The organism is Streptomyces caniferus (genome assembly GCF_009811555.1).
Lineage (GTDB): Bacteria > Actinomycetota > Actinomycetes > Streptomycetales > Streptomycetaceae > Streptomyces > Streptomyces caniferus.
Genome location: NZ_BLIN01000002.1, coordinates 369928 through 393381, shown reverse-complemented (window position 1 = coordinate 393381; position 23454 = coordinate 369928). Strand labels below are relative to the sequence as shown.

Genomic DNA, 23454 nt, shown 5'->3' with positions numbered 1-23454 from the left:
TCCGGTCGAACGCCCCAACTGCGTTACCGCTTTTCCGCGTTACTGCGTTTCCGATTTTGAGGATCGACGTTTCTCGACGAACGAAGGGGACAGCGACCATCATGCGAAGGTCAGTTCCGGTCGCGGCTGTCGCGGCCATCACGAGTGCGGGCCTTTTGCTGGCCGGCTGCAGCGGGGGCAAGGGCTCCTCGGAGGGCTCGGGCACGGCGAACGCCGCCACCAAGGGCGTCGTCAATGCCTCGGACGCGAAGGGCGGCACGGTCACCTACGCGATCAGCGACGCCCCCGAGTCGTTCGACCCGGGCAACACGTACTACGCCTTCATCTACAACTTCAGCCGGCTCTACGCGCGCCCGCTCACCACCTTCAAGCCGGGTCCCGGCACCAAGGGCAACGAGCTGACCCCGGACCTCGCCGAGTCGATGGGCAAGCCCAGTGACGGCGGCAAGACCTGGACGTACAAGCTCCGCAAGGGCGTCAAGTACGACGACGGCTCCACGGTCACCTCGCAGGACGTCAAGTACGCGGTCGAGCGCAGCAACTTCGCACGCGACACCCTCTCGCTGGGCCCGAACTACTTCCAGCAGTTCCTCAAGGACAACGACGGCGGCTACAAGGGTCCCTACAAGGACAAGAGCAAGGCCGGTCTGAAGTCCATCGAGACCCCGGACGACCAGACGATCGTCTTCCACCTCAAGAAGCCGTTCGCCGAGTTCGACTACCTGGTGAGCGCCCCGCAGACCGCTCCGGTCCCGCAGGCCAAGGACAAGGGCGCCGACTACACCAAGTCCGTGCTGTCCACCGGCTCGTACAAGTTCGAGAGCTACCAGGAGGGCAAGAAGCTCACCCTGGTCCGCAACCCCCAGTGGTCCGCGAAGACCGACCCGCTGCGCAAGCAGCTGCCGGACAAGATCGTCCTGAACCTGAAGGTCGCCCAGTCGACCATCGACAAGGACCTCCAGTCCGGCAACACCCTGGTGGACCTGGCCGGCCGCGGTGTCGACGGGCAGACGCAGGCCCAGCTCCTGACGGACCCCAAGGAGAAGGGCAACACCGACAACACCCTCGGTCAGCGCCTGGTCTACACGGCGCTCAACACCAAGGTGAAGCCGTTCGACAACATCGAGTGCCGCAAGGCCGTCGAGTACGCCATCGACAAGAAGGCCGTGCAGACCTCGCTCGGCGGCCCGATCCGCGGTGAGCTGGCCTCCACGGTCCTGCCGACCGACATCGACGGCTACCAGAAGTACGACCTGTACCCGCAGAAGTACGACGGCGACAAGCTGGACCTCACCGAGGCCAAGAAGCACTGGGCCAAGTGCGGCGCCGGTAAGGCCACGACCACGATCCTGGCCCGCAACGACCGCCAGGACGAGGTCGACGCGGCCACCTCGGTCATCGACTCGCTGAAGAAGATCGGCGTCACCGCCAAGATCCAGTCGTACCCGACCAGCAAGTACTTCTCGGACTACGCCGGTGTGCCGAAGTTCAACAAGAAGAACAACGTCGGCCTGATCATGATGCAGTGGGGCTCGGACTTCCCGACCGGCTACGGCTACCTCCAGCAGATCCTGAACGGCAAGGCGATCAGCCAGTCCGGTAACACGAACCTGTCGGAGCTGGACGACCCGGAGATCAACAAGCTGCTCGAGAGCGCCATCGCCAACACCGACAAGGCGGCCCGCGAAAAGGCGTACGCCGAGATCGACAAGAAGACGATGGAGCAGGCGGCGCTGGTCCCGCTCACCTACTTCAAGGTCCTGATGTACCGCTCGCCGAAGGCCACCAACCTCGTGTCCACCTCGGCCTTCAGCGGTCAGTACGACTACCTCAACATCGGCGTCAAGAAGTAGCAGCCCTGGAAGGCAGGTGAAGGCATTGGTGTCCGCGGGCCGGTGATGAGCCGGCTCGCGGCGCCGACGCCGCATCCCCGTGTTCTCGTACATCATCCGCAGGTTGATCAGCGCAGTGATCCTGCTGCTGATCGTCAGCGCGGTCACTTTCGGCATCTTCTTCCTGCTGCCGAAACTGGCCGGGCAGAGCACCGACCAGCTTGCCCAGCAGTACATCGGAAAGGCCCCCACGCCCGCGGACATCGCCGCGGTCAAAAGGAATCTCGGCCTGGACAAGCCCGTGTACGAGCAGTACTGGGACTTCCTCAAGGGCATTTTCGTCGGCGTCGACTACAAATTCGGTCCGGAAGCGGCCAAGTGCCATGTGCCGTGCTTCGGTTACTCCTTCAAAACCCATATCGAGGTCTGGCCGGAGATCCAGAACCGGCTTCCGGTGACGCTCTCGCTGGCCGCCGGCGCGGCCGTGCTGTGGGTCGTCTCCGGTGTCGCCACCGGCGTGCTCTCCGCGCTGCGCCCCGGCTCGCTCTTCGACCGGATGGCCATGGGCGTCGCGCTGGCCGGCGTCTCCCTCCCGATGTTCTTCACCGGAGCCCTGGCGCTGGCCCTGTTCACCTACCAGTGGCCGATCTTCGAGCGAAGCGACTACATCAATCTCACGGACGATCCGTTCGGCTGGGCCCGGACCCTGGTCCTGCCCTGGGTCACCCTGGCCTTCCTCTACTCCGCGCTCTACGCCCGGCTCACCCGGGCGGGCATGCTGGAGACGCTGAGCGAGGACTACATCCGTACGGCCCGTGCCAAGGGCCTGCGTGAGCGCAAGGTGGTCGTCCGGCACGGTCTGCGGGCCGCGCTCACCCCGATCATCACGGTCTTCGGCATGGACCTGGGCCTGCTGCTCGGTGGTGCCCTGATCACCGAACAGGTCTTCTCGCTCAAGGGAGTCGGCGCCTTCGCCGTCGAGGCGATCAACGCCAACGACCTCCCGAACATCCTCGGCGTCACCTTGCTCGCCGCGTTCTTCATCGTCATGTGCAATCTGGTGGTGGACGTTCTGTACGCCGCCGTCGACCCGCGGGTGAGGCTCTCGTGACCGACTCCTCCGAGGACAAGACCGAGGCTGTCGTGGGCGAGCCCACCGCGGCCGGCACCCGGTCCCCCTCCGCCTTCCTCGAAGTGCGGGACCTGAAGGTGCACTTCAACACCGACGACGGGCTCGTGAAGTCGGTCGACGGCCTGAACTTCTCCCTGGAGAAGGGCAAGACGCTCGGTATCGTCGGCGAGTCCGGCTCCGGCAAGTCCGTGACCTCGCTCGCCGTGATGGGTCTGCACCGCGCCTCGCGCCAGCAGCGCAGCAAGGTGAACATGTCCGGCGAGATCTGGCTGGACGGCAAGGAGCTGGTCTCCGCCGACCCGGACGAGGTGCGCCGGCTGCGCGGCCGCGAGATGGCGATGATCTTCCAGGATCCGCTGTCCGCGCTGCACCCCTTCTACTCGGTCGGCAGCCAGATCGTGGAGGCGTACCGCGTCCACAACGACGTGGACAAGAAGACCGCGCGCAAGCGGGCCGTCGAGATGCTCGACCGGGTCGGCATCCCGCAGCCCGACAAGCGGGTGGACGACCATCCGCACCAGTTCTCCGGCGGTATGCGCCAGCGCGCCATGATCGCGATGGCGCTGGTCAACAACCCGGAGCTGCTGATCGCGGACGAGCCCACCACCGCCCTGGACGTCACCGTCCAGGCGCAGATCCTGGACCTGATCCGCGATCTGCAGAAGGAGTTCGGCTCGGCGGTCATCATCATCACCCACGACCTCGGTGTGGTCGCCGAGCTCGCCGACGACCTGCTGGTGATGTACGGCGGACGGTGCATCGAGCGCGGCCCGGCGGAGAAGGTCTTCTACGAGCCCCAGCACCCCTACACCTGGGGTCTGCTCGGCTCCATGCCGCGCATCGACCGTGACCAGACGGAGCGGCTGATCCCGGTGAAGGGGTCCCCGCCCAGCCTGATCAACGTCCCGTCCGGCTGCGCCTTCAACCCCCGTTGCCCGTACGCGGACGTCCCCAAGGACAACCTCACCCGTACGGTCCGCCCCGAACTGCGCGAGGCCGGCGGCGGGCACTTCTCCGCCTGCCACATGTCGCAGGAGGAGCGGGAGCGTATCTGGACCGAAGAGATTGCGCCGAAGCTGTGACCGAGACTGACGACCAGAACAAGAAGATTCCGCTCCAGAAGACGGCGGACACCCCCGCGGAGCCTGCCGCGCAGACCTCCTCCGACGTCGAGCCGCTGCTCCGGGTCCGCGGTCTGGTCCGGCACTTCCCGATCACCAAGGGCCTGCTCAAGCGGCAGGTCGGGGCGGTGCAGGCGGTCGACGGCATCGACTTCGACGTGCGCCCGGGGGAGACCCTCGGCATCGTCGGCGAATCCGGCTGCGGCAAGTCGACGATGGGCCGGCTGATCACCCGTCTCGACGAGCCGACCGGCGGCTCCATCGAGTTCCAGGGCAAGGACATCACCCACCTGTCTCCGGGCCGGCTGCGGCCGATGCGCCGGGACGTCCAGATGATCTTCCAGGACCCGTACGGTTCGCTGAACCCGCGGCACACCATCGGCGGGATCGTCTCCACCCCGTTCCGTCTCCAGGGCGTCGAGCCCGAGGGCGGGGTGAAGAAGGAGGTGCAGCGGCTGCTGGAGCTGGTGGGCCTGAGCCCGGAGCACTACAACCGCTATCCGCACGAGTTCTCCGGCGGTCAGCGACAGCGCATCGGGATCGCCCGCGCGCTGGCGCTCAAGCCCAAGCTGGTGGTCGCCGACGAGCCGGTCTCCGCGCTCGACGTGTCGATCCAGGCGCAGGTCGTCAACCTCATGGACGACCTGCAGGAGGAGCTGGGCCTGACGTACGTCATCATCGCCCACGACCTCTCGGTCATCCGGCACGTGTCGGACCGGATCGCGGTGATGTACCTCGGCAAGATCGTGGAGCTGGCCGACCGCAAGGAGCTCTACGAGTCGCCGATGCACCCGTACACCAAGGCGCTGCTGTCCGCGGTGCCGGTGCCCGACCCCAAGCGGCGCACCCAGCGCGACCGGATCCTGCTCAAGGGCGATGTGCCCTCGCCGATCAACCCGCCCTCCGGCTGCCGGTTCCGCACCCGCTGCTGGAAGGCGACCGACGTGTGCGCCACCACCGAGCCGCCGCTGGTCGCGCTGCGGACCGGACACCAGGTGGCCTGCCACCACCCGGAGAACGCGGAGAGCACGGCGGACGCGGCCGACGCGGCGAAGGCGTAGCACGCAGACAACACAGGCAGCACAGAGAACGCGGAGAGCACGGCGGCGGCCGGAGAACACAGCGGCCGCAGAGGCCACAGGGGCCGCGAAAGGCACCGCCCCCGCGGCCGGTGCGGCGGCAACCGGCAAGTAACACTGAGGACTTGGCAAAGTCCTGGGTGGAACGCGACGGGAGAGTGCAGAGTCAGCACGGTTGTTCGATCTTGAGGCGAACTTCATCCGTGTGTCCGAAGGGATGGCTCATGGCACTCTCCCGTTCCGCACGTCGCACCTCCCGCTGGCTCGCACTGGCGACCGCGGTGGCCTCGGCCGCCACCATCGCCGCCGCCCCCGGCGCGTCCCCCGGCTCCCCGGGCATCGGGGACCCGTACTTCCCCCGCCTGGGCAACGGCGGCTTCGACGCCCTGCACTACGACCTCGGCGTCAGCTACCACCCCGGCAGCGGCCGTCTCGACGGCCGCACCACGCTCACCGCCCGGGCCACCCAGAACCTCTCGGCCTTCGACCTCGACCTGCAGAAGCTGACGGTCGACTCGGTCCGGGTGAACGGCCGGCGGGCGCACTTCTCCAGATCCGGCGACGAGATATCCGTACGCCCGGACTTCTCGCTGCGCCACGGCAGGAAGTTCACCGTCACCGTCGCCTACCACGGCGTTCCCCAGCCGCTGAGCGGCCCGATCGTCTTCGGCTCGGACTACGGCTGGATGAAGACCAAGGACGGTGTCTTCGTCGCCTGCGAGCCGAACGCGGCCTCGACGTGGTTCCCCTCCAGCGACCACCCCGGCGACAAGGCGACCTACGACATCCGTATCGACGCCCCCAAGGGCCTGACCGGCGTCTCCAACGGCCGCCTGATCAACTCCGGGGAGGCGCACGGCCGCTCGTACGCCCACTGGCGCGAGAACCGTCCGATGGCGACCTACCTGGCCACCGCCACCATCGGCAAGTTCGACGTCCGTACGGGCACCACCCCCGGCGGCACGCCCATCTACGTGGCCACCGACCCGACCCTGCCCACGGGCACCGTCGATGTCTACGGCGTCACCGCCGAGGCCACCGACTACTGGTCGAAGGTCTTCGGCCCGTACCCCTTCGAGGAGACCGGGGCGATCGTCGACGACATGCCGCAGGCCGGCTTCTCGCTGGAGGTGCAGTCCAAGCCCGCCTACTCGGCCGTGCGCAGCGAGACGACCATCGTCCACGAGCTGGCGCACCAGTGGTTCGGCGACTCGGTCTCCGTCCGGCAGTGGAAGAACATCTGGCTCAACGAGGGCTTCGCCAGCTACGCCCAGTGGCTGTGGGCCGAGCACCGCGGCACCCTGAGCGCCCATGACGCCTTCCGCAGGGCGTACGACGCCCGCCCGGCGAGTGACGCCTTCTGGAAGGTGAAGGTCGCCGATCCGCAGCGCGACACCATGTTCGCGCAGGCGGTCTACACCCGCGGAGCGATGACGCTGCAGGCGCTGCGCGAGCGGATCGGGGACCGGGCGTTCTTCACGCTGCTGCCGGCCTGGACCGCCGCGCACCGCTACGGCAACGCGGACACCGCCCAGTTCATCGCGCTCGCGGAGAAGGTCTCCGGGCAGCAGCTGGACGACCTCTTCGACACCTGGCTGACGACGGACAGCAAGCCGGCGCTGCCGGCCGGCTGAGGGCGCGGCCGCACCGGTCAGCCGGAGTCCTGCGGCCCGCGCCGGCTGCGGAGCTGCTGGGGGCGCGGCAGGTGCAGCCCGAGGTAGACCGCTCCCATCCGCAGCGCGAACACCACCCCCGCCGAGATCGCCGCGGCGGGGGTGGCCCCGGTGCCGAGGCGGTACAGCAGCAGATAGCAGCAGCCGCCGGTCAGCGCGGCGATCGCGTAGACGTCCTCGCGCAGCAGCAGCGGCGGGAACTCCCCGCACAGCACATCGCGGATGACCTCACCGGCGACCCCGGTCAGCACCGCCAGGATGATCACGGCGAGCGGGGTGGCGCCCGCGTCGATCGCGGCGCGGGCCCCGATCACCGTGACCACGGACAGCCCGATCGCGTCGACCACCAGCAGCGACTTGTGCGGCAGCTGCCAGAACCGCAGGTAGGCCATGGTGCCGACGCCGACGCAGATGATCACGGTCAGGAGTACCCAGTCGTGCGTCCAGTACAGCGGCCGCCGGTCGAGGATGACATCGCGCAGCGTGCCGCCGGAGATGGACGCGGCGAAGGCGAGCACCAGACCGCCGAAGGGGTCCATGTTGGCGCGATAGGCGGCCAGCACCCCGCTCGCCGCGAAGGCCGCGACACCGAACAGGTAGAGGACGTGAAGCATGGCGCACATCATCGCAGGCGCGGAAGGAGAGGTTCCGCCCGAGGCCGTCAAAACTGACACTACCGGTCGGTAACTATCCGGTGTAGCGTGCAACCCATGGCTCTGGTGACCCAAGGTGACAGCGAGTTCGACCGCGATACGGCGGTCACCCGTCGCGCCCCCGGCGTCTATGACGCGCACCTCTCCGCCGGCTGGACGATCATCCAGGCGGTCAACGGCGGCTACCTCCTCGCCCTCATGGGCCGCGCCCTGGGCGACGCCCTCCCGCACCCCGACCCGCTGTCCGTCACCGCGCACTACCTGACGGCCTCGGTCCCCGGCCCCGCCGTGATCCGTACCGACGTGGTCCGCACCGGCCGCACGATGTCGACCGGCACCGCCAGCCTCATCCAGTTCGCGGAGGACGGCAGCGAGATCGAGCGGCTGCGGGTGCTCGCCGCGTACGGCGACCTCGGTGCGCTGCCCGACGACGTCCGCACCACCGCCAAGCCGCCGGCCATCCCTCCGTTCGAGCACTGCCTGGGTGCCGACAGCGCCCCCGGTGGCCGCCCCGCCATCTCCGGCAGCACGGCCATCACCGAGCGGCTCGCGCTGCGCCTGGACCCGGCGACCGCGGGCTGGGCCGTCGGCGCCCCGTCCGGCAAGGGCGAGATGCGCGCCTGGTTCGGCCTCGCCGACGGCCGCGAGCCCGACCCGCTCTCCCTCCTGCTGACCGTCGACGCGCTGCCGCCGACCGCCTTCGAGATGGGCCTGTCCGGCTGGGTGCCCACCGTCGAGCTGACCGCCCACATCCGCCACCGCCCGGCGCCCGGCCCGCTCCGGGTCGCCATCACCACCCGCAACCTCGCGGGCGGCTTCCTGGAGGAGGACGCGGAGGTCTGGGACTCCCAGGACCGGCTGGTCGCCCAGTCGCGGCAGCTGGCACGCGCGGTGCTGCAGGGCTAGTGCCGTAGCGCCGCGTCCGGCGGCTGCTGCCCGGTCCGCACGAACTCCGCCGCCGTGTCGCGAGTTCGGCCGGTGCGTCCTCCTGCACCAGATGTCCCGCGCCCTCGATCACACGGAGCCGGGAGCCCGGGACACGGGAGGCCGGCTCGTGTCCCTTCGCCACCGGGATCCAGCCGCGGAAGCCCGGGGAGCCACTCGCCGGAGCCCGGGGAGCCGCCCGCCGCTCAGCGGGACCGAGCGGCCGACGGGCTCCCCGGCGTTCGGCGCTCCCGCGCGCTGCGGATGCGCCCCCGGAGCCCGCCGCGCCAGCTCGTAGAATCGTGCGCACCATGGTTTACCTCGACCACGCCGCCACCACCCCGATGCTCCCGGAGGCGGTGCAGGCGATGACCGCCCAGCTGACCGTCACCGGCAATGCGTCCTCGCTGCACGCCGACGGCCGGCGGGCCCGGCGCACCGTCGAGGAGGCGCGCGAGTCCCTCGCGGTCTCGCTCGGCGCACGCCCCAGCGAGATCGTCTTCACCGCGGGCGGCACCGAGGCCGACAACCTCGCGGTCAAGGGCCTGTACTGGGCGCGCCGGGCCGCCGACCCGGCCCGGACCCGTGTCCTCGCCAGCCCCGTCGAGCACCACGCGGTCCTCGACGCCGTCGAGTGGCTCGTCGACCACGAAGGCGCCCGCGTCGAGTGGCTGCCGGTCGACCCCCACGGCCGGGTGCACGCCGAGGCGCTGCGCGAGGCCATCGCCCGCAACCCCGCCGATGTCGCGCTCGCCACGGTCATGTGGGCCAACAACGAGATCGGCACCATCCAGCCGGTCCGTGAACTCGCCGAGGCCGCCGCGGAGTTCGACATTCCGCTGCATGCGGACGCGGTGCAGGCGTTCGGCCAGCTGGAGGTCGACTTCGCCGCCTCCGGGCTCGCCGCGATGACGGTCTCCGGCCACAAGATCGGCGGCCCGTACGGCATCGGCGCGCTGCTGCTCGGCCGTGAGTACGCCCCGGTGCCGGTGCTGCACGGCGGCGGCCAGGAGCGGCAGGTCCGCTCCGGCACCCTCGACACCCCCGCCATCGCCGCCTTCGCCGCGGCCGGCCGGTACGCCGTCGCCCACCGCGACGATTTCGCCCGCGACATCGGCGCGCTCCGCGACGACCTGGTCAAGGCCGTGCTCGCCGCCGCCCCCGACGCCGTCCTCGGCGGCGACCCGGACCCCGCGGGCCGGCTGCCCGCCAACGCCCACTTCTCCTTCCCCGGCTGCGAGGGCGACTCCCTGCTGCTCCTCCTGGACGCCCAGGGCATCGCCTGCTCCACGGGCTCCGCCTGCACCGCCGGCGTCGCCCAGCCCAGCCACGTCCTGCTGGCCACCGGCATGTCCCCGGAGCTCGCCCGCGGCACCCTGCGGTTCTCCCTGGGGCACACCTCGACGGCACAGGACGTGGCCGCGCTGGCGCAGGCCATCGGCCCGGTCGTGGAACGGGCACGGAGCGCGGGGCTGAGCTGAGGCGGCCGGGCCGGGGCCGTGCCCCAGGGGGCCGGGCCAGGTGCCGGGCCGGGGCCGCGCCGATGATCGTCTATGCCCCGCCGGCCCGCTGCTCCCGCGACGGCTTCCGTACGGGCCTGCGCAGCTCGGCCCGGACCAGCCCCAGATACCGGTCCCAGTCCCAGTGCTTCCCCGGATCGGTGTGATCCGTCCCCGGCACCTCCGCATGCCCCACGATGTGTTCCCGGTCGGCCGGGAAGCCGTACCGCCGGCACACCCCGGCCGTCAGCCGCGCCGACGACGCGTACATGGCGTCCGTGAACGACTCCGGCCGGTCCACGTACCCCTCGTGCTCGATCCCGACGCTCCGCTCGTTGTAGCCGCGGTTCCCCGCGTGGAACGCCACGTCCAGCTCGCGGATCAGCTGCGCGACATGCCCGTCCTTCCGGACCACGTAATGGGCACCGGCCTCGTGCTCCGGGTCCCGGAAGACGTCCAGGGCGGTCGCGTAGCTGCCCTGGACGACATGGACGACCACCCGGTCGATCGCGTAATCCGCCGGCCGGTCCGCCCGCCGGTAGTTCTCCGGGGACGCCGCGACCCACTGCGCGCCCCGGAAGTCCACCGCGCCCGGCTTCCGCGGCTTCTCGTTCCCCGGCAGCCGCCACCACCAGTGCGCCAGCTCACCCCGCGCCGCGAGCGCCGCGACCCCGGCGGCCACCGCCCCGCCGCCTCCGATCCACAGCGCCCGCCGCCGGCTGATGCCGCGCCCGGCCTCCGGGCCTTCGCCCTGGTCCCCGGCCGTTTCCCCGCCCCGCTCCCGGTCCCTGTTCCCCATGCGCTGCATAACGCTTTCGGCCCTGTCGGTGGTTCCGTCTACCCTGGACTCGCTATGACTGATGACGCACCCCGCCGCCTCCGCGTACTCGCCGCCATGTCCGGCGGTGTCGACTCCGCCGTCGCCGCGGCCCGCGCCGCCGAGGCCGGCCATGACGTGACGGGCGTGCATCTCGCCCTCTCCGAGAACCCGAAGTCGTTCCGCACCGGCGCCCGCGGCTGCTGCACGATCGAGGATTCGCACGACGCCCGCCGCGCCGCCGACGTCATCGGCATCCCCTTCTACGTCTGGGACCTCGCCGAACGCTTCCGTGAGGACGTCGTCGACGACTTCATCGCCGAGTACGAGGCCGGCCGCACCCCGAACCCCTGCCTGCGCTGCAACGAGAAGATCAAGTTCGCCGCGCTGCTGGACAAGGCCCTGGCGCTGGGCTTCGACGCCGTCTGCACGGGCCACTACGCCACGGTCGTCCTGCGCGAGGACGGCACCCGCGAGCTGCACCGCGCCTCCGACATGGCCAAGGACCAGTCGTACGTCCTCGGCGTCCTCGACGACCGCCAGCTGGCGCACGCCATGTTCCCGCTCGGCGACACCCTCACCACCAAGGCGGAGATCCGCGAAGAGGCGGCCCGCCGCGGGCTGTTCGTCGCCAAGAAGCCGGACAGCCACGACATCTGCTTCATCGCCGACGGCGACACCCAGGGCTTCCTCGCCAAGCGGCTCGGCACGGCCACCGGCGACATCGTCGACGAGTCCGGCGCGGTCCTGGGCACGCACGAGGGCGCGTACGGCTTCACGATCGGCCAGCGCAAGGGCCTGCGCATCGGCCACCCGGCCCCCGACGGCAAGCCGCGCTACGTCCTCGACATCTCCCCGGTCGACAACACCGTCACGGTCGGCCCCGCCGACGCCCTCGACGTCACGGGCCTGACCGCCATCCGCCCCCGCTGGTGCGGCCGCCCCCCGACGGCAGGCCCCGCCACGTACACGGCCCAGCTCCGCGCCCACGGCGGCGAGACCGAGGTCACGGCCGAGCTGGTGGACGGCACCGAGCTCCGGGTGACGTTCACCGAACCGGTCCGCGGCGTGGCCCCCGGCCAGGCGATCGTCCTCTACGACGGCAGCCGGGTGGTCGGCTCGGCGACCATCGCCACCACGGAGCGGCGGGTACGGGCGGGGGCCTGACCGGGCGCTGACCTGATCGGGCGAGGGCCTGGTCGGGCGGGGTGCCACCGGGCGAGGGCATCGCCGGGGGATCGACCGGCGGAGCTCAGCCCTCTCCATCAGCTGTGCCCCCGTGCCCCGTGCTCACGGCAGAGGCCGGGCCGCACCCCAACTCCGCCACCCATCATGCCGATTGAGTCCAGGTCAGGGACTCCGTCCCCTGGTCCCCGTCCCGCAACGCCCTCCACTGCTGTTACTCCGTCGGCGTGGACACCCTGGGCCGTCGACCGGCAGCGGACGGGTACGGAACAACCCCCTGGCGACAATGACGTCGATCCGCGGCGATGAGATTGCCCGGTCCCGGCAGTCTGCCCCTTGCCGACAACCCAGGAGGGAACACGTGGATCAATTGCTGAGAGTCCAGAACTTCAACGTCTCGCGTGACGGATTCGGTGCCGGTGAGCACCAGAGTCTGGAGAGCCCGTTCGGCCACCCCGATCCCGGAGCGATGTTCGCCTGGGTCGGCGCCACGGCGAGCTGGCCCATGCGCACCGACCCCGGAGGCAGCCGCGGTCTCGACGACTACTTCACACGGGACTTCGCACGCAACATCGGTGCCGAGATCATGGGACGCAACAAATTCGGGCCCCAGCGCGGGCCCTGGAACGACCATGACTGGCGCGGCTGGTGGGGCGCCGAGCCCCCGTTCCACACCCCGGTGTTCGTCATGACCCACCACGCGCGTCCTTCGTTCACGCTCTCCGACACCACGTTCCACTTCGTCGACGGAGACCCGGCCGCGGTGCTCGACCAGGCGCGGGAGGCCGCGCAGGGCAAGGACGTCCGACTCGGCGGCGGTCCCACCACCATCCGGCAGTTCCTCGACGCCGACCTCGTCGACACCCTGCACGTGGCGGTCTCGCCGGTGGAGCTCGGATCCGGGGTACGACTCTGGAAGTCCCCCGACGAGCTGCTCGACCGGTTCCACCTCGAGGTCGTGCCCAGCCCGAGCGGGGTGACGCACCACCTGTTCTGGCGACGGTGAGGCGAGGGCCCGGCCGGGGGGCGGCGTGAAGCGTGCGGAGCCCACGGACACGACCCCCGACCGGGCCCCTCGAACGCGGTCACCCACCGGCGAACTCTCCTGGCCAGGACGATCAGGCGCGCTGGTCGTGGCGTGGCATCGACTGTGCGGTCCCGGGACCGGCGGGCGGCGGAACGTCGCTCTTGCTGAGGCACTTGTGGCTCTGCGGAGGGCGCCCAGACCCAGTCCACGCCGTCGATCTGTACGCAGGCGTCCTTGGTGGGCAGGGGCACGGCCAGACCGCAGTGGACGGTGATGCCGGTTGGTGCCCTCAGGATCTCAACCGCCCGGGGAAGGGGCGCGTGCGGGACCCGAAGACGGCGGCCGGCCCGAAGCCCTGGACGACGCGCTGCGCCTCGCCCGCAACTGACAAATGTCATGGAGAACCGAGGACAGTCGAAACTGTTGCGCCGCACGGCCGTGCCCGAAGCTGAAGGTGTCGAGGAAAGACGCCGATCAGAGAGCAACTTGGGGGACCCGCCGTGAACCGGAGCCAGAGCGAGAGCCGGCAACAGGAGCCGGACGCCGCAGCCGGGAAGGGAGCGAACCCGCTTGCGCAGTCCCTGCTGCCGCTGGTCCTGGACGTGGGGGTCCCGCTGGGCTCGTACTACCTCCTCAGCGGCGGGTTCGGGCTGAGCGAGGTCGCGGCGCTGGGCTGGAGCAGTGTGGTGCCGGCGCTGCGCACGCTCTGGGGGCTGGTGCGGGGCGCCGGGGTCAACGGCCTTGCGCTGGTGATGCTCGTCGTCAACCTCGTCGGCCTGGCCATGAGCGTGATGACCGGTGATCCGCGGCTGATGCTCGCCAAGGACAGCGGGGTGAGCAGTGTCGTCGGCATCTCGATGATCGTCTCCGTGTTCATGGGGAAGCCCCTGATGACCGCAGGCCTCAAGCCGTTCGTGACGAAGGGGAAGGCGGACAGGAGTGCCGCCTGGGACCGGCTGATGGCCGGGTCCGCACCGTTCCGGCGGGCCGAGCGGAGGTTCTCGCTGATATGGGGGACCGTGCTGGTGGTCGAGTGTGTGGCGCGGGTGATCGGCGCCTACACCCTTCCGGTGCACACGATGGTCTGGCTGGGGACCGTGCTGACGGTGGTCGCCATCCTGGTGGCGATGGTCGTCGCGGGGGGCGGCGCCGCCGAACCGATGGAGAGGATGGTCAGCGCCGAGACGGAGCGCGCGGGGGGACCGCAGGCCGGTGGAGCGGGGACGGAAGCCACGTCCGCCGTGGCGGCCGCGCCAGCCGTGACGGCCGTGACGGGAAGCTGACGGGCTCGGGGCCGAGGCGTCCTCAGGGGCGGGCCGGCCGGGACCAGCCGCATCACGGGGGTGGGCTGGTCCCGGCCGGTCATAGCGGGCCGTCCGGCGTCCGCGGAGGGGGCGGGCGGGGTGCGCGAGGCTCGTGAGGTGCGGGGAGAGTGACCGCCGGTCAACTGTGAGGTGTCGCACAGCGCCCGCCGGAGAGGGGATCGCGCGATACGCCGAACGGTGCCAGCTGGGTGGTGCCAGGGCGCTGACCTGCGGACATGGCGTGGGGGAGGGGCGCGCCGGGGGCGTCAGCGGGTTGGCGGGATTGCGTAAGGGAAGGACGTGTCGCGCATCCCACAGTCGGTCGGTGGGGTGGCGCCCATAAAGTCGGCAACGCGACGGGACGTCAAAGGTTGCCGGGTCGAGGAATGGTGACGATAAGGACTCACAAGGAGTTATTGCACTTGTGAGGGCTCGTCAGGGTCCGGACCACAGACGGCCTTTTCCGCGGCCACGAAGGGAACGGAAGTCATGTCGACTGTTCAATCTGAGGTCAATCCCGGCATTCGTCGGGCCGGGCCGGCATCACTGTACGCCGAGCTGGTCCGGCGGAATCCCGGTGAGCCCGAGTTCCACCAGGCGGCGCTCGAGGTGCTGGAGACGCTGGCCCCCGTGCTGACGGCGCGCCCGGAGTTCGCCGAGGCGAAGATCCTGGAGCGGATCTGCGAGCCGGAGCGGCAGATCATGTTCCGGGTCCCCTGGCAGGACGACTCCGGGGCGATTCACGTCAACCGGGGCTTCCGGGTGGAATTCAACAGCGCGCTCGGCCCGTACAAGGGCGGTCTGCGCTTCCACTCGTCCGTGAATCTGGGGATTGTGAAGTTCCTCGGATTCGAGCAGATTTTCAAGAATTCCCTGACCGGGCTGAACATCGGCGGTGGCAAGGGCGGCAGCGACTTCGATCCGCACGGCAAGTCGGACGCCGAAGTGATGCGCTTCTGCCAGTCGTTCATGACGGAGCTGCACCGCCACCTCGGTGAGCACACGGACGTACCGGCGGGCGACATCGGCGTGGGCGGCCGGGAGATCGGCTACCTCTTCGGCCAGTACCGGCGGATCACCAACCGCTGGGAGCCCGGTGTGCTGACCGGCAAGGGCCTGGCCTGGGGCGGCTCCAAGGCCCGTACGGAGGCCACCGGCTACGGCAATGTGCTGTTCACCGAGGAGATGCTCAAGCAGCGCGGCGAGGAGCTCGACGGGCAGCAGGTGGTGGTCTCCGGGTCCGGCAATGTCGCGATCTACACCATCGAGAAGGCGCAGGCACTCGGCGCCAACGTCCTGACCTGCTCGGACTCCGGCGGCTATGTCGTCGACGAGAAGGGCATCGACCTGGCGCTGCTGCGGCAGATCAAGGAGGTCGAGCGCGGCCGGATCAGCGAGTACGCCGAGCGGCGCGGGGTGTCCGCCACATACGTGCCCGGTGGGCGGGTGTGGGACGTCGCGTGCGATGTGGCGCTGCCGTCGGCGACGCAGAACGAGCTGGACGAGGACGCCGCCCGGATCCTGGTCCGTAACGGCGTCAAGGCGGTCTCCGAGGGCGCCAACATGCCGACCACCCCGGCGGCGGTGACGCTGCTCAAGGGGGCCGGGGTGGCCTTCGGTCCCGGTAAGGCCGCCAACGCGGGCGGCGTGGCGACCAGCGCGCTGGAGATGCGGCAGAACTCCTCGCGCGAGGCCTGGTCCTTCGAGCGTACGGAGGGGGAGCTCGCGACGATCATGCGCTCCATCCACCACCGCTGCTACGAGACCGCGGAACGGTTCGGGCTGCCCGGTGACTATGTCGCGGGCGCCAATATCGCCGGCTTCGAGCGGGTCGCCGACGCGATGCTGGACCAGGGGCTGATCTAGCCGGAGGGTGCGGCGGCGGGGTGGTGCCTGCAGGGGTGCCACCCCGGCGTCGGGCGCTGGCGGTCCCGTAGGGGTAACCGCCCCGCTGTCCGGCTTGTCCCCTGCGGTCGCCCCTCGCCGCCCGGCTCGTAGGGTGACCGCATGAATATCTGCGTCTTCTGCTCCGCCGCCGACCTCGACGACCGTTATGTCGTTCCCGCCCGACGGTTCGCCGAGCTGATCGGCAAGGGCGGGCATGCGCTGGTCTGGGGCGGCTCGGACACCGGCCTGATGAAGGTCATGGCCGACGGGGTGCAGGAGGCCGGCGGGAAGCTGATCGGCGTCTCCGTGGAGTTCCTGGCGCACAAGGCGCGCGAGGGCGCCGATGAGATGGTCGTCACCAAGGACCTCGCCGAGCGCAAGGCGCAGATGCTGGCCCGCGCCGATGCCGTCGTCGTGATGGTCGGCGGCACGGGCACGCTGGACGAGGCCACCGAGATCCTGGAACTGCGCAAGCACGGCATGCACACCAAGCCGGTGGTGCTGCTGAACACCGCGGGTTTCTACGACGGGTTGAAGGAGCAGTTCCAGCGGATGGAGTCGGAGGGCTTCCTGCCGATTCCGCTCACCGACCTGGTCTTCTTCGCGGCGGACGGCGTCGGCGCGCTCGCCTACCTGGAGGAGAAGGCGGGAATCCAGGCCTGAGCCGCCGCGCCCGCGGCCCCGTCGCCCGCTCGTTAGGATCGGACCCATGGGTACGCACTTGATCACGGGCGCAGGGTCGGGCATCGGAGCGGCGGTCGCACGGCGGCTCGCGGAGCGCGGGGAGGACCTGTGGCTGCTGGCGCGTAACGCGGTCCGGGCCAAGGAGCTGGCGGCGGAGTTCCCCGGCGCCCGTACGCTCGTGGGCGACCTCGCCCACCCCGAGAAGCTGTCCTGGGCCTTCGGGCAGCAGCCGCTGCCGGACCGGATCGACTCCCTGCTGCACAGCGCGGGCGTCATCGAGCTGGGCGCGGTCGGCGATCTGCCGGCCAAGGCCTGGCAGCGGCAGCTCGCCGCCAACCTCGTCGCGCCCGCCGAACTCACCCGGCTGCTGCTGCCGCTGGTACGGGTCGCCCAGGGCATGGTGGTCTTCGTCAACTCCGGTGCCGGGCTCCACGCGAACCCCCAGTGGGGCGCGTACGCGGCGAGCAAGCACGGCCTCAAGGCGCTGGCCGACTCGCTGCGCGCGGAGGAGCACGACAACGGGGTCCGGGTGACCTCGGTCTACCCGGGGCGGACGGCCACGCCGATGCAGGAGAGCACCCACCGGCAGGAGGGCAAGGAGTACGACCCGTCCCGCTGGATCGACCCGGAGTCCGTCGCGACGGCCATCATGACGGCCATCGATCTGCCGCGCGACGCGGAGATCAACGATGTGTCGGTGCGGCCCGGGCGCTGAGCCCGCAGGCGCCCGGCCGGTGCGGGAGACGGGTACGGGCGATCCGCGACACGACGTGGGGCGGGCGGCACGGTCCGAGGGGTGAAGGGGCCGCGGGACGAAGGCCGGGAGGCATCGCACGCACGGTGCGCACCCACGGTGCGCCGGTGCTACCGGGAGGCGAACGCCGCTCGCATCCGCCCGCCGTTCACGATCATCACGACACCGGGCAACAGGACGCCGCACACGGAAGCGGCGACGACGATGACCGCACGGACCGATGCTTCAGGGGCGCGCCCGCCTCCCCGTACGTGCCAAGGCCTCGACGGCTCGGGCGCCGTCGCGTGGGCCCCGGGCCGTCCGCCGCGCACCCTGCCGTCGCTCCCCGTCGTGTCGACGTACGCTGCATGAGTGACCACTGAAGCGAAGTCGACGGCGGCGGCGGGGTGCGGGTTCCGGGAGATCCGGGGGCTCGTGACGGAACTGAGCCGTCGGCTGGACGCCCATCAGCGCAGCCGGATCGCCGAGCTCGATCTGACGCCGACGCAGGCCAAGGCGCTGGAGGAACTCGGCGAGCCGAAGACCGCGCGAGAGCTGGCCGGGGTGCTGTGCTGCGAGCCGCCGAATGTCACCTATGTCATCTCCAAGCTGGAGAAGCAGGGCATGGTCGTGCGCCGGCCGCACCCCTTGGACGGGCGGGCCAAGCAGCTCGTACTCACCGATGAGGGGCGGGAGTTGCGGCTCGATCTGCTGCGGCGGATGGGGACCGCCTCGCCGCTCGACCACCTGTCGCACGAGGAGCGCGCCGCGTTGCGCGATGACCTGCTGAAGGCGCTGGGGCGGGGCGCCTGACCCCGCTGCGGGCCCGTGTCGCGGGCCCCGCGTCTGATCCCCATACGGCTTCCTCCGGTGCTTCGTATGCGTTCAGTAAAGTTATAGCTGTAATCATTGCGCGCGCAGATAGCTACAGCTTTAACTAAATGCATGATCATTGAGAAAGCGGCGACCGGCGGGACGGCGAGCCCGGTGACCCCGGCGAGGGTAGATGACGGATTCCCCGCGCCCCGGTCGCGGTCCCGCAGCGGCGCCCAACTCCTCGTCCTGGCCCTCGGGTTCGTGATGGCGAGCCTCGACACCGGCATCATGAACGTCGCCGCGGGCGATCTGCGGGCCCGGCTCGGACTGACCATGTCCGGCCTCACCTGGGTCGTCGACGGCTATGTCCTTGCCTTCGCCGCGCTGCTGCTGCTCGCCGGCTCGCTGGCCAAGCGGTTCGGCGCCCGCCGGATCTACCTCATCGGGCTCGCCGTCTTCACCGGCGCGTCCCTGCTGGGCGCCGTCGCCCCGGACGGCGCCGCCCTGGTGGCCGCCCGCTTCGCCCAGGGCGTGGGTGCGGCGCTCTTCATGCCCAGCTCGCTGTCCCTGCTGATGCACGCCTTCCCGGAGCCGGCCCGCCGGGCGAAGATCCTCGGCGTCTGGTCGGCGATCGTCTCCACCTCCGTCGGGCTGGCGCCGACCCTCGGCGGCCTCCTGGTGGGTGCCTTCGGCTGGCGCAGCATCTTCCTCGTCAACCTCCCCCTCGGCGTGGCGGGTCTGCTGCTCACCCGGCGGGTCGTCGCGGCCGTCCCGGCGCGCGGCACGGCGCTCGGCGGCAGCGGCCACGTCCTGGGGCTGCTCGCCCTGGGCTCGCTGAGCTACGCGCTCATCGAAGGGCCCGGCCGCGGCTGGTCCGCGCCGACGGTCCTGGGGGCGGCGGCGGTCGCGGTGCTCGCGGTGGCCGGGTTCGTCGTCCGCGAGCGGTCCGCCCGTACCCCGGTCCTGCCGGTCGCGCTCTTCGCGGACAGCAGCTTCACCGCGGCCAATGTGGTCGGCTTCCTCTTCAACTTCGCCTTCTACGGGATGCTGTTCGTCCTCGGGCTCTTCCTGCAGGCCGCGCGCGGCGCGAGCCCGGTGACGGCGGGGCTGCAGATGCTGCCGGCCGTACTGGTCCTCCCGTTCGGCAACATCCTCTATGCCCGGTTCGGGCCGCGGGTCGGCGACCGGGCCGCGCTCACCGCCTCTCTGGCGCTCTCCGCCGCGGGCTATGTCCTGTTGTTCCTGATCCTCTCGCCCGGCCTGCCGTACTGGGTGCTCGCGGTGGTGCTCGCCGTCAGCCATATCGGCAGCGGGGTCGGCTCCCCGGCCATGACGGGTGTGCTGATGGCGGCCGCGGGCCGCGAGCACGCCGACATCGGCAGCGCGACCCTCAACGCCAACCGCCAGATCGGCTCCCTGGTCGGCATCGCGGGCATGGGCGCGGTGCTGGCGGGCGCGGGCGGCGGCTACCGGGGCGCCGCCTGCGCCTTCGCGCTGACCGCGGCCGCGCTGGCCCTCGCGGCGGTGGTCGGCCGACTGGGCATACGCACCCGGGCGTGAGGGGGTACGCGGTCCGACGTGACGGACCTGCCCCGCCCGGTGTGCCGGAGGTACGCACCGGAGCGTGACCGGCGTACGCATCCGGGCGGGGTGGGACGGGGTGCAGCGTGACGAACCGGGCGCTCCACCAGGTGGCGGCGGGCGAGCCGCGGCGGGACGGGCGAGGTGAGCGGCCCACCGCGCCACGGACGGGCGGCCCACCGCACCCCGCCTGCCGCACCGCCGCATACCCTTCCTGGGTGAGCGAGAACAGCACGCAGAAGTGGGCCGCGGGCGCGGCGACCGGGGTCGGGTCGATGCCGGGCGGTGACGCGCGGGAGGCGGCGAGGACCGTCACCGGATCGCTGGAGAGCTTCCCGTATCTGGCGGAGCTCCCGGCCCGGGGGCCGGGCGCCGACATGATCGGGCGGACCCTGGGGATGCTCGTCGAGGTCTACGGCCATGTGGAGCCCAGCGGCTGGCGGATCAGCGACCGGCCGGGCCGCGACACCCGGCGCGCGCACTCCTGGCTCGGCGAAGATCTCGACGCCCTGGAGGAGTTCACCCAGGGCTACGAGGGACCGTTGAAGGTCTCCGCGGTGGGCCCGTGGACCCTGGCCGCCTCCCTGGAGATGCGCAACGGCGAGGCGGCGCTCAGCGACCCCGGGGCGTGCCGGGACCTCGCCGCGTCCCTGGCGGAGGGGCTGCGCGGCCATCTCGCGGACGTACGGCGGCGGGTGCCGGGCGCCCGGGTCGTGCTGCAGCTCGACGAGCCGTCGCTCACGGCGGTGCTCCAGGGCAGGGTGAAGACCGCGAGCGGCTACCGCACCCACCGCGCCGTGGACCGGGCGGTCGTCGAGGGCGCGCTGCGTGATCTTGTCGCGGTGGCGGAGGACGGCCCCGTGGTCGTCCACTCGTGCGCGCCCGAGGTGCCGTTCGGGCTGCTACGGCGGGCCGGCGTCACGGGCGTCTCGTTCGATTTCTCGCTGCTCACCGAGCGTGAGGAGGAAGTGATCGGGGAGGCTGTCGAGGCCGGTACCACGCTGTTCGCGGGCGTGGTGCCGGGCGTGGACAGCCGATTGTCAGACCCTGCCGGTAGCGTCATGGGTGTCAGGACGCTGTGGCGCAGGCTGGGGCTGACACCAGGGACTCTCAGCGAGTCCGTGGTCCTCACCCCCTCGTGCGGACTCGCGGGCGCTTCGCCCGCTTATGCCCGCTCGGCCCTCGACCACTGCGTCCGGGCGGCGAGATCACTCGCAGACAACCCTGAGTGACCACACTCAAGGACCACGGGAGGACAAGACGGTGGCTGGCGAACAGCACGCAGCGGAATCCGAGGTGCCCGCAGCGGCGCGGGAGAAGCACGCGCAGCTCGCTGAGCAGATCGAGGAGCATCGCTTCCGGTACTACGTGAAGGATGCTCCGGTCGTCAGTGACGCGGAGTTCGACAAGCTGCTGCGCTCCCTGGAGGCGCTCGAGGACGAGTACTCCGAGCTGCGCACTCCCGATTCCCCGACCCAGAAGGTCGCCGGGGCGTACGCCACGGAGTTCACCGAGGTCGAGCACCGCGAGCGGATGCTCTCGCTCGACAACGCCTTCGACGACGAGGAGTTGGCGGGCTGGGCCGAGCGGATCGCCGGTGAGCTGGGCGGCGACCCCAGGAGTGCCAAGTACCACTTCCTGTGCGAGCTGAAGGTCGACGGCCTCGCCGTCAACCTCACCTACGAGCAGGGCCGGCTGACCCGCGCGGCCACCCGCGGCGACGGCCGTACGGGCGAGGACATCACGCCCAACGTCCGGACGATCGCCGAGATCCCGCACCGTCTGGAGGGCGACCGGATCCCGGATCTGGTCGAGGTGCGCGGGGAGGTCTACTTCCCGATGGAGAAGTTCCTGGAGCTCAACGAGCGGCTGGTGGCCGACGGCAAGCCGCCGTTCGCCAACCCCCGTAACGCCGCGGCCGGTTCGCTGCGCCAGAAGGACCCCAAGGTCACCGCCACCCGCCCGCTGCACATGGTCGTCCATGGTGTCGGCGCCCGCCAAGGCCTGGAGATCGACCGGCAGTCGGAGGCCTACGACCTGCTCAAGGAGTGGGGCCTGCCGACGGCCACGCACAACAAGGTCGTCGACTCCCTGCAGGCGGTGCGCGACTTCATCGCCCACTACGGCGACGCCGAGACCCGCCGTACGGCCGTCGAGCACGAGATCGACGGTGTGGTGGTCAAGCTGGACGAGATCCGGTTGCAGGGGCGGCTGGGGTCGACCTCGCGGGCGCCGCGCTGGGCGATCGCCTGGAAGTACCCGCCGGAAGAGGTCAACACCAAGCTCGTCGACATCCGCGTCGGCGTCGGCCGTACGGGCCGGGTCACGCCGTATGCCGTGGTCGAGCCGGTGACGGTGGCCGGGTCCGAGGTGGAGTTCGCCACCCTGCACAACCAGGACGTGGTCAAGGCCAAGGGGGTGTTCATCGGGGACACCGTCGTGATCCGCAAGGCCGGCGACGTCATTCCGGAGATCCTGGGCCCGGTCGTCGACCTGCGGGACGGCAGCGAACGGGAGTTCGTGATGCCGGCCGAGTGCCCCGAGTGCGGGACGACGCTGCAGCCCGCCAAGGAGGGCGACATCGACCTGCGGTGTCCCAACGCCCGTGCCTGCCCCGCCCAGATCCGCGAGCGGCTGTTCTATCTGGCCGGCCGCAAGTGCCTGGACATCGAGAACTTCGGCTATGTCGCGGCGACGGCGCTCAGTCAGCCGCTGGAGCCCGCCGAGCCGCCGCTGAGGGACGAGGGCGATCTCTTCGGCCTCTCCATCGAGCAGCTGCTGCCCATCAAGTCGTACGTCCTCGACCCCGACTCCGGTCTGCCCAAGCGCGATCCGAAGACCGGCGAGGAGAAGGTCGTCACCTTCTTCGCCAACCAGAAGGGCGAGCCCAAGAAGAACGCCCTGGCCATGCTGGAGAACATCCAGGCGGCCAAGCAGCGCCCGCTGGCCCGGATCATCACGGGCCTGTCGATCCGGCATGTGGGCCCGGTGGCGGCCGAGGCGCTGGCGCGGGAGTTCCGCTCGATCGACCGCATCCGGGACGCGGACGAGACGGAGCTGGCCGCCGTCGACGGCGTCGGAGCCACCATCGCCGCCTCATTGAAGCAGTGGTTCGCCGTGGACTGGCACCAGCAGATCATCGAGAGCTGGCGGGCCGCCGGCGTCCGGATGGAGGAGGAGCAAACGGGTGATGAGGGCCCGCGTCCCCTCGAAGGCGTCACCGTCGTCGTAACGGGCACACTTCAGTCACACACCAGAGATGGCGCGAAAGAGGCCCTCCAGAACCTCGGAGCGAAGGTGACCGGTTCCGTTTCGAAGAAGACCGGATTCGTAGTTGTGGGTGACAACCCAGGTTCGAAGTACGACAAGGCCATGCAGTTGAAGGTCCCCGTGCTGGACGATGATGGCTTCGCGGTGCTGCTGGAGCAGGGTCCTGACGCAGCGCGAGCGGTAGCTGTCACTCCGCCTGAGGAGGAGTGAGGTGTCACCTCATCGGCGCATACCAGA

General features: G+C 70.6%; 19 protein-coding genes and 1 pseudogene. 17 read left to right on the top strand and 3 right to left on the bottom strand.

The features are described from left to right. Window positions 1-101 precede the first annotated feature (101 nt). The 5 genes from Scani_RS03560 to Scani_RS03540 all read left to right on the top strand — a co-directional run bounded on the left by Scani_RS03560 (window position 102) and on the right by Scani_RS03540 (window position 6798). Window positions 102-1853 carry an ABC transporter substrate-binding protein gene (locus Scani_RS03560; protein WP_159469921.1) on the top strand — a complete coding sequence of 584 codons (1752 nt, stop codon included), beginning with the start codon at window positions 102-104 and terminating at the stop codon, window positions 1851-1853. A gap of 79 nt (window positions 1854-1932) precedes the next feature. Further along, a complete protein-coding gene (locus Scani_RS03555) occupies window positions 1933-2943 on the top strand; it encodes an ABC transporter permease (protein WP_159469919.1) in 1011 nt (336 codons plus the stop codon). After that, entirely contained in the window at window positions 2940-4046 is a 1107-nt protein-coding gene (locus Scani_RS03550; RefSeq protein ID WP_159469917.1) for an ABC transporter ATP-binding protein, read from the top strand. The genes Scani_RS03555 and Scani_RS03550 overlap by 4 nt, the downstream gene beginning before the upstream one ends. Before the next feature lie 26 nt (window positions 4047-4072). Further along, window positions 4073-5146, top strand: coding sequence for an ABC transporter ATP-binding protein (locus Scani_RS03545; protein ID WP_371872320.1), 1074 nt, complete (start codon window positions 4073-4075; stop codon window positions 5144-5146). Window positions 5147-5388: 242 nt separating this feature from the next. Continuing rightward, complete coding sequence (locus Scani_RS03540) at window positions 5389-6798, top strand: M1 family metallopeptidase (protein WP_159469913.1); 1410 nt, start codon at window positions 5389-5391, stop codon at window positions 6796-6798. Between the two features lie 17 nt (window positions 6799-6815). On the opposite strand, the gene Scani_RS03535 is transcribed toward Scani_RS03540, so the two are convergent. Next, window positions 6816-7451 (bottom strand): trimeric intracellular cation channel family protein, encoded by a 636-nt coding sequence (locus Scani_RS03535; RefSeq protein WP_246295478.1) that lies wholly within the window; start codon window positions 7449-7451, stop codon window positions 6816-6818. Window positions 7452-7547: 96 nt separating this feature from the next. Between Scani_RS03535 and Scani_RS03530 the strand changes: the two genes are divergently transcribed. Further along, the gene (locus tag Scani_RS03530) at window positions 7548-8396 is read left to right on the top strand and encodes a thioesterase family protein (RefSeq protein WP_159469909.1); all 849 of its coding nucleotides are present in this window, start codon (window positions 7548-7550) and stop codon (window positions 8394-8396) included. 61 nt (window positions 8397-8457) lie between these two features. On the opposite strand, the pseudogene Scani_RS40605 reads toward Scani_RS03530, so the two are convergent. Continuing rightward, window positions 8458-8568, bottom strand: a pseudogene (locus Scani_RS40605) (alpha/beta fold hydrolase); the annotation flags it as partial. Window positions 8569-8725: 157 nt separating this feature from the next. Here Scani_RS40605 and Scani_RS03520 point away from each other — a divergent pair. Further along, window positions 8726-9895, top strand: a complete 1170-nt coding sequence (locus tag Scani_RS03520) for a cysteine desulfurase family protein (protein WP_159471651.1) — start codon at window positions 8726-8728, stop codon at window positions 9893-9895. A 70-nt stretch (window positions 9896-9965) separates the two neighbouring features. On the opposite strand, the gene Scani_RS03515 is transcribed toward Scani_RS03520, so the two are convergent. Further along, entirely contained in the window at window positions 9966-10721 is a 756-nt protein-coding gene (locus tag Scani_RS03515) for an N-acetylmuramoyl-L-alanine amidase (protein ID WP_159469907.1), read from the bottom strand. A 45-nt stretch (window positions 10722-10766) separates the two neighbouring features. Here Scani_RS03515 and mnmA point away from each other — a divergent pair, with 45 nt between their 5' ends. The 10 genes from mnmA (at window position 10767) to ligA (ending at window position 23427) form a co-directional block, all read left to right on the top strand. Next, window positions 10767-11897 carry a tRNA 2-thiouridine(34) synthase MnmA gene (mnmA, locus tag Scani_RS03510; RefSeq protein ID WP_159469905.1) on the top strand — a complete coding sequence of 377 codons (1131 nt, stop codon included), beginning with the start codon at window positions 10767-10769 and terminating at the stop codon, window positions 11895-11897. Between the two features lie 379 nt (window positions 11898-12276). Further along, on the top strand, window positions 12277-12921 hold the full coding sequence (locus Scani_RS03505) for a dihydrofolate reductase family protein (protein WP_159469903.1): 645 nt from the start codon (window positions 12277-12279) through the stop codon (window positions 12919-12921). Window positions 12922-13523: 602 nt separating this feature from the next. After that, on the top strand, window positions 13524-14225 hold the full coding sequence (locus tag Scani_RS03500) for a VC0807 family protein (protein WP_159471649.1): 702 nt from the start codon (window positions 13524-13526) through the stop codon (window positions 14223-14225). 510 nt (window positions 14226-14735) lie between these two features. Further along, the gene (gene gdhA / locus Scani_RS03495; protein WP_174872604.1) at window positions 14736-16112 is read left to right on the top strand and encodes an NADP-specific glutamate dehydrogenase; all 1377 of its coding nucleotides are present in this window, start codon (window positions 14736-14738) and stop codon (window positions 16110-16112) included. A 141-nt stretch (window positions 16113-16253) separates the two neighbouring features. Further along, complete coding sequence (locus Scani_RS03490) at window positions 16254-16796, top strand: LOG family protein (protein ID WP_159469901.1); 543 nt, start codon at window positions 16254-16256, stop codon at window positions 16794-16796. Between the two features lie 46 nt (window positions 16797-16842). Further along, window positions 16843-17532, top strand: coding sequence for an SDR family oxidoreductase (locus tag Scani_RS03485; RefSeq protein ID WP_159469899.1), 690 nt, complete (start codon window positions 16843-16845; stop codon window positions 17530-17532). A gap of 453 nt (window positions 17533-17985) precedes the next feature. Beyond that, on the top strand, window positions 17986-18363 hold the full coding sequence (locus Scani_RS03480; protein ID WP_159471645.1) for a MarR family winged helix-turn-helix transcriptional regulator: 378 nt from the start codon (window positions 17986-17988) through the stop codon (window positions 18361-18363). Between the two features lie 132 nt (window positions 18364-18495). Then, window positions 18496-19926, top strand: coding sequence for an MFS transporter (locus tag Scani_RS03475; RefSeq protein WP_159469897.1), 1431 nt, complete (start codon window positions 18496-18498; stop codon window positions 19924-19926). Between the two features lie 239 nt (window positions 19927-20165). Next, window positions 20166-21179, top strand: coding sequence for a methionine synthase (locus tag Scani_RS03470; RefSeq protein WP_159469895.1), 1014 nt, complete (start codon window positions 20166-20168; stop codon window positions 21177-21179). A 31-nt stretch (window positions 21180-21210) separates the two neighbouring features. Then, window positions 21211-23427 (top strand): NAD-dependent DNA ligase LigA, encoded by a 2217-nt coding sequence (ligA, locus tag Scani_RS03465; protein WP_159469894.1) that lies wholly within the window; start codon window positions 21211-21213, stop codon window positions 23425-23427. Window positions 23428-23454 lie beyond the last annotated feature (27 nt).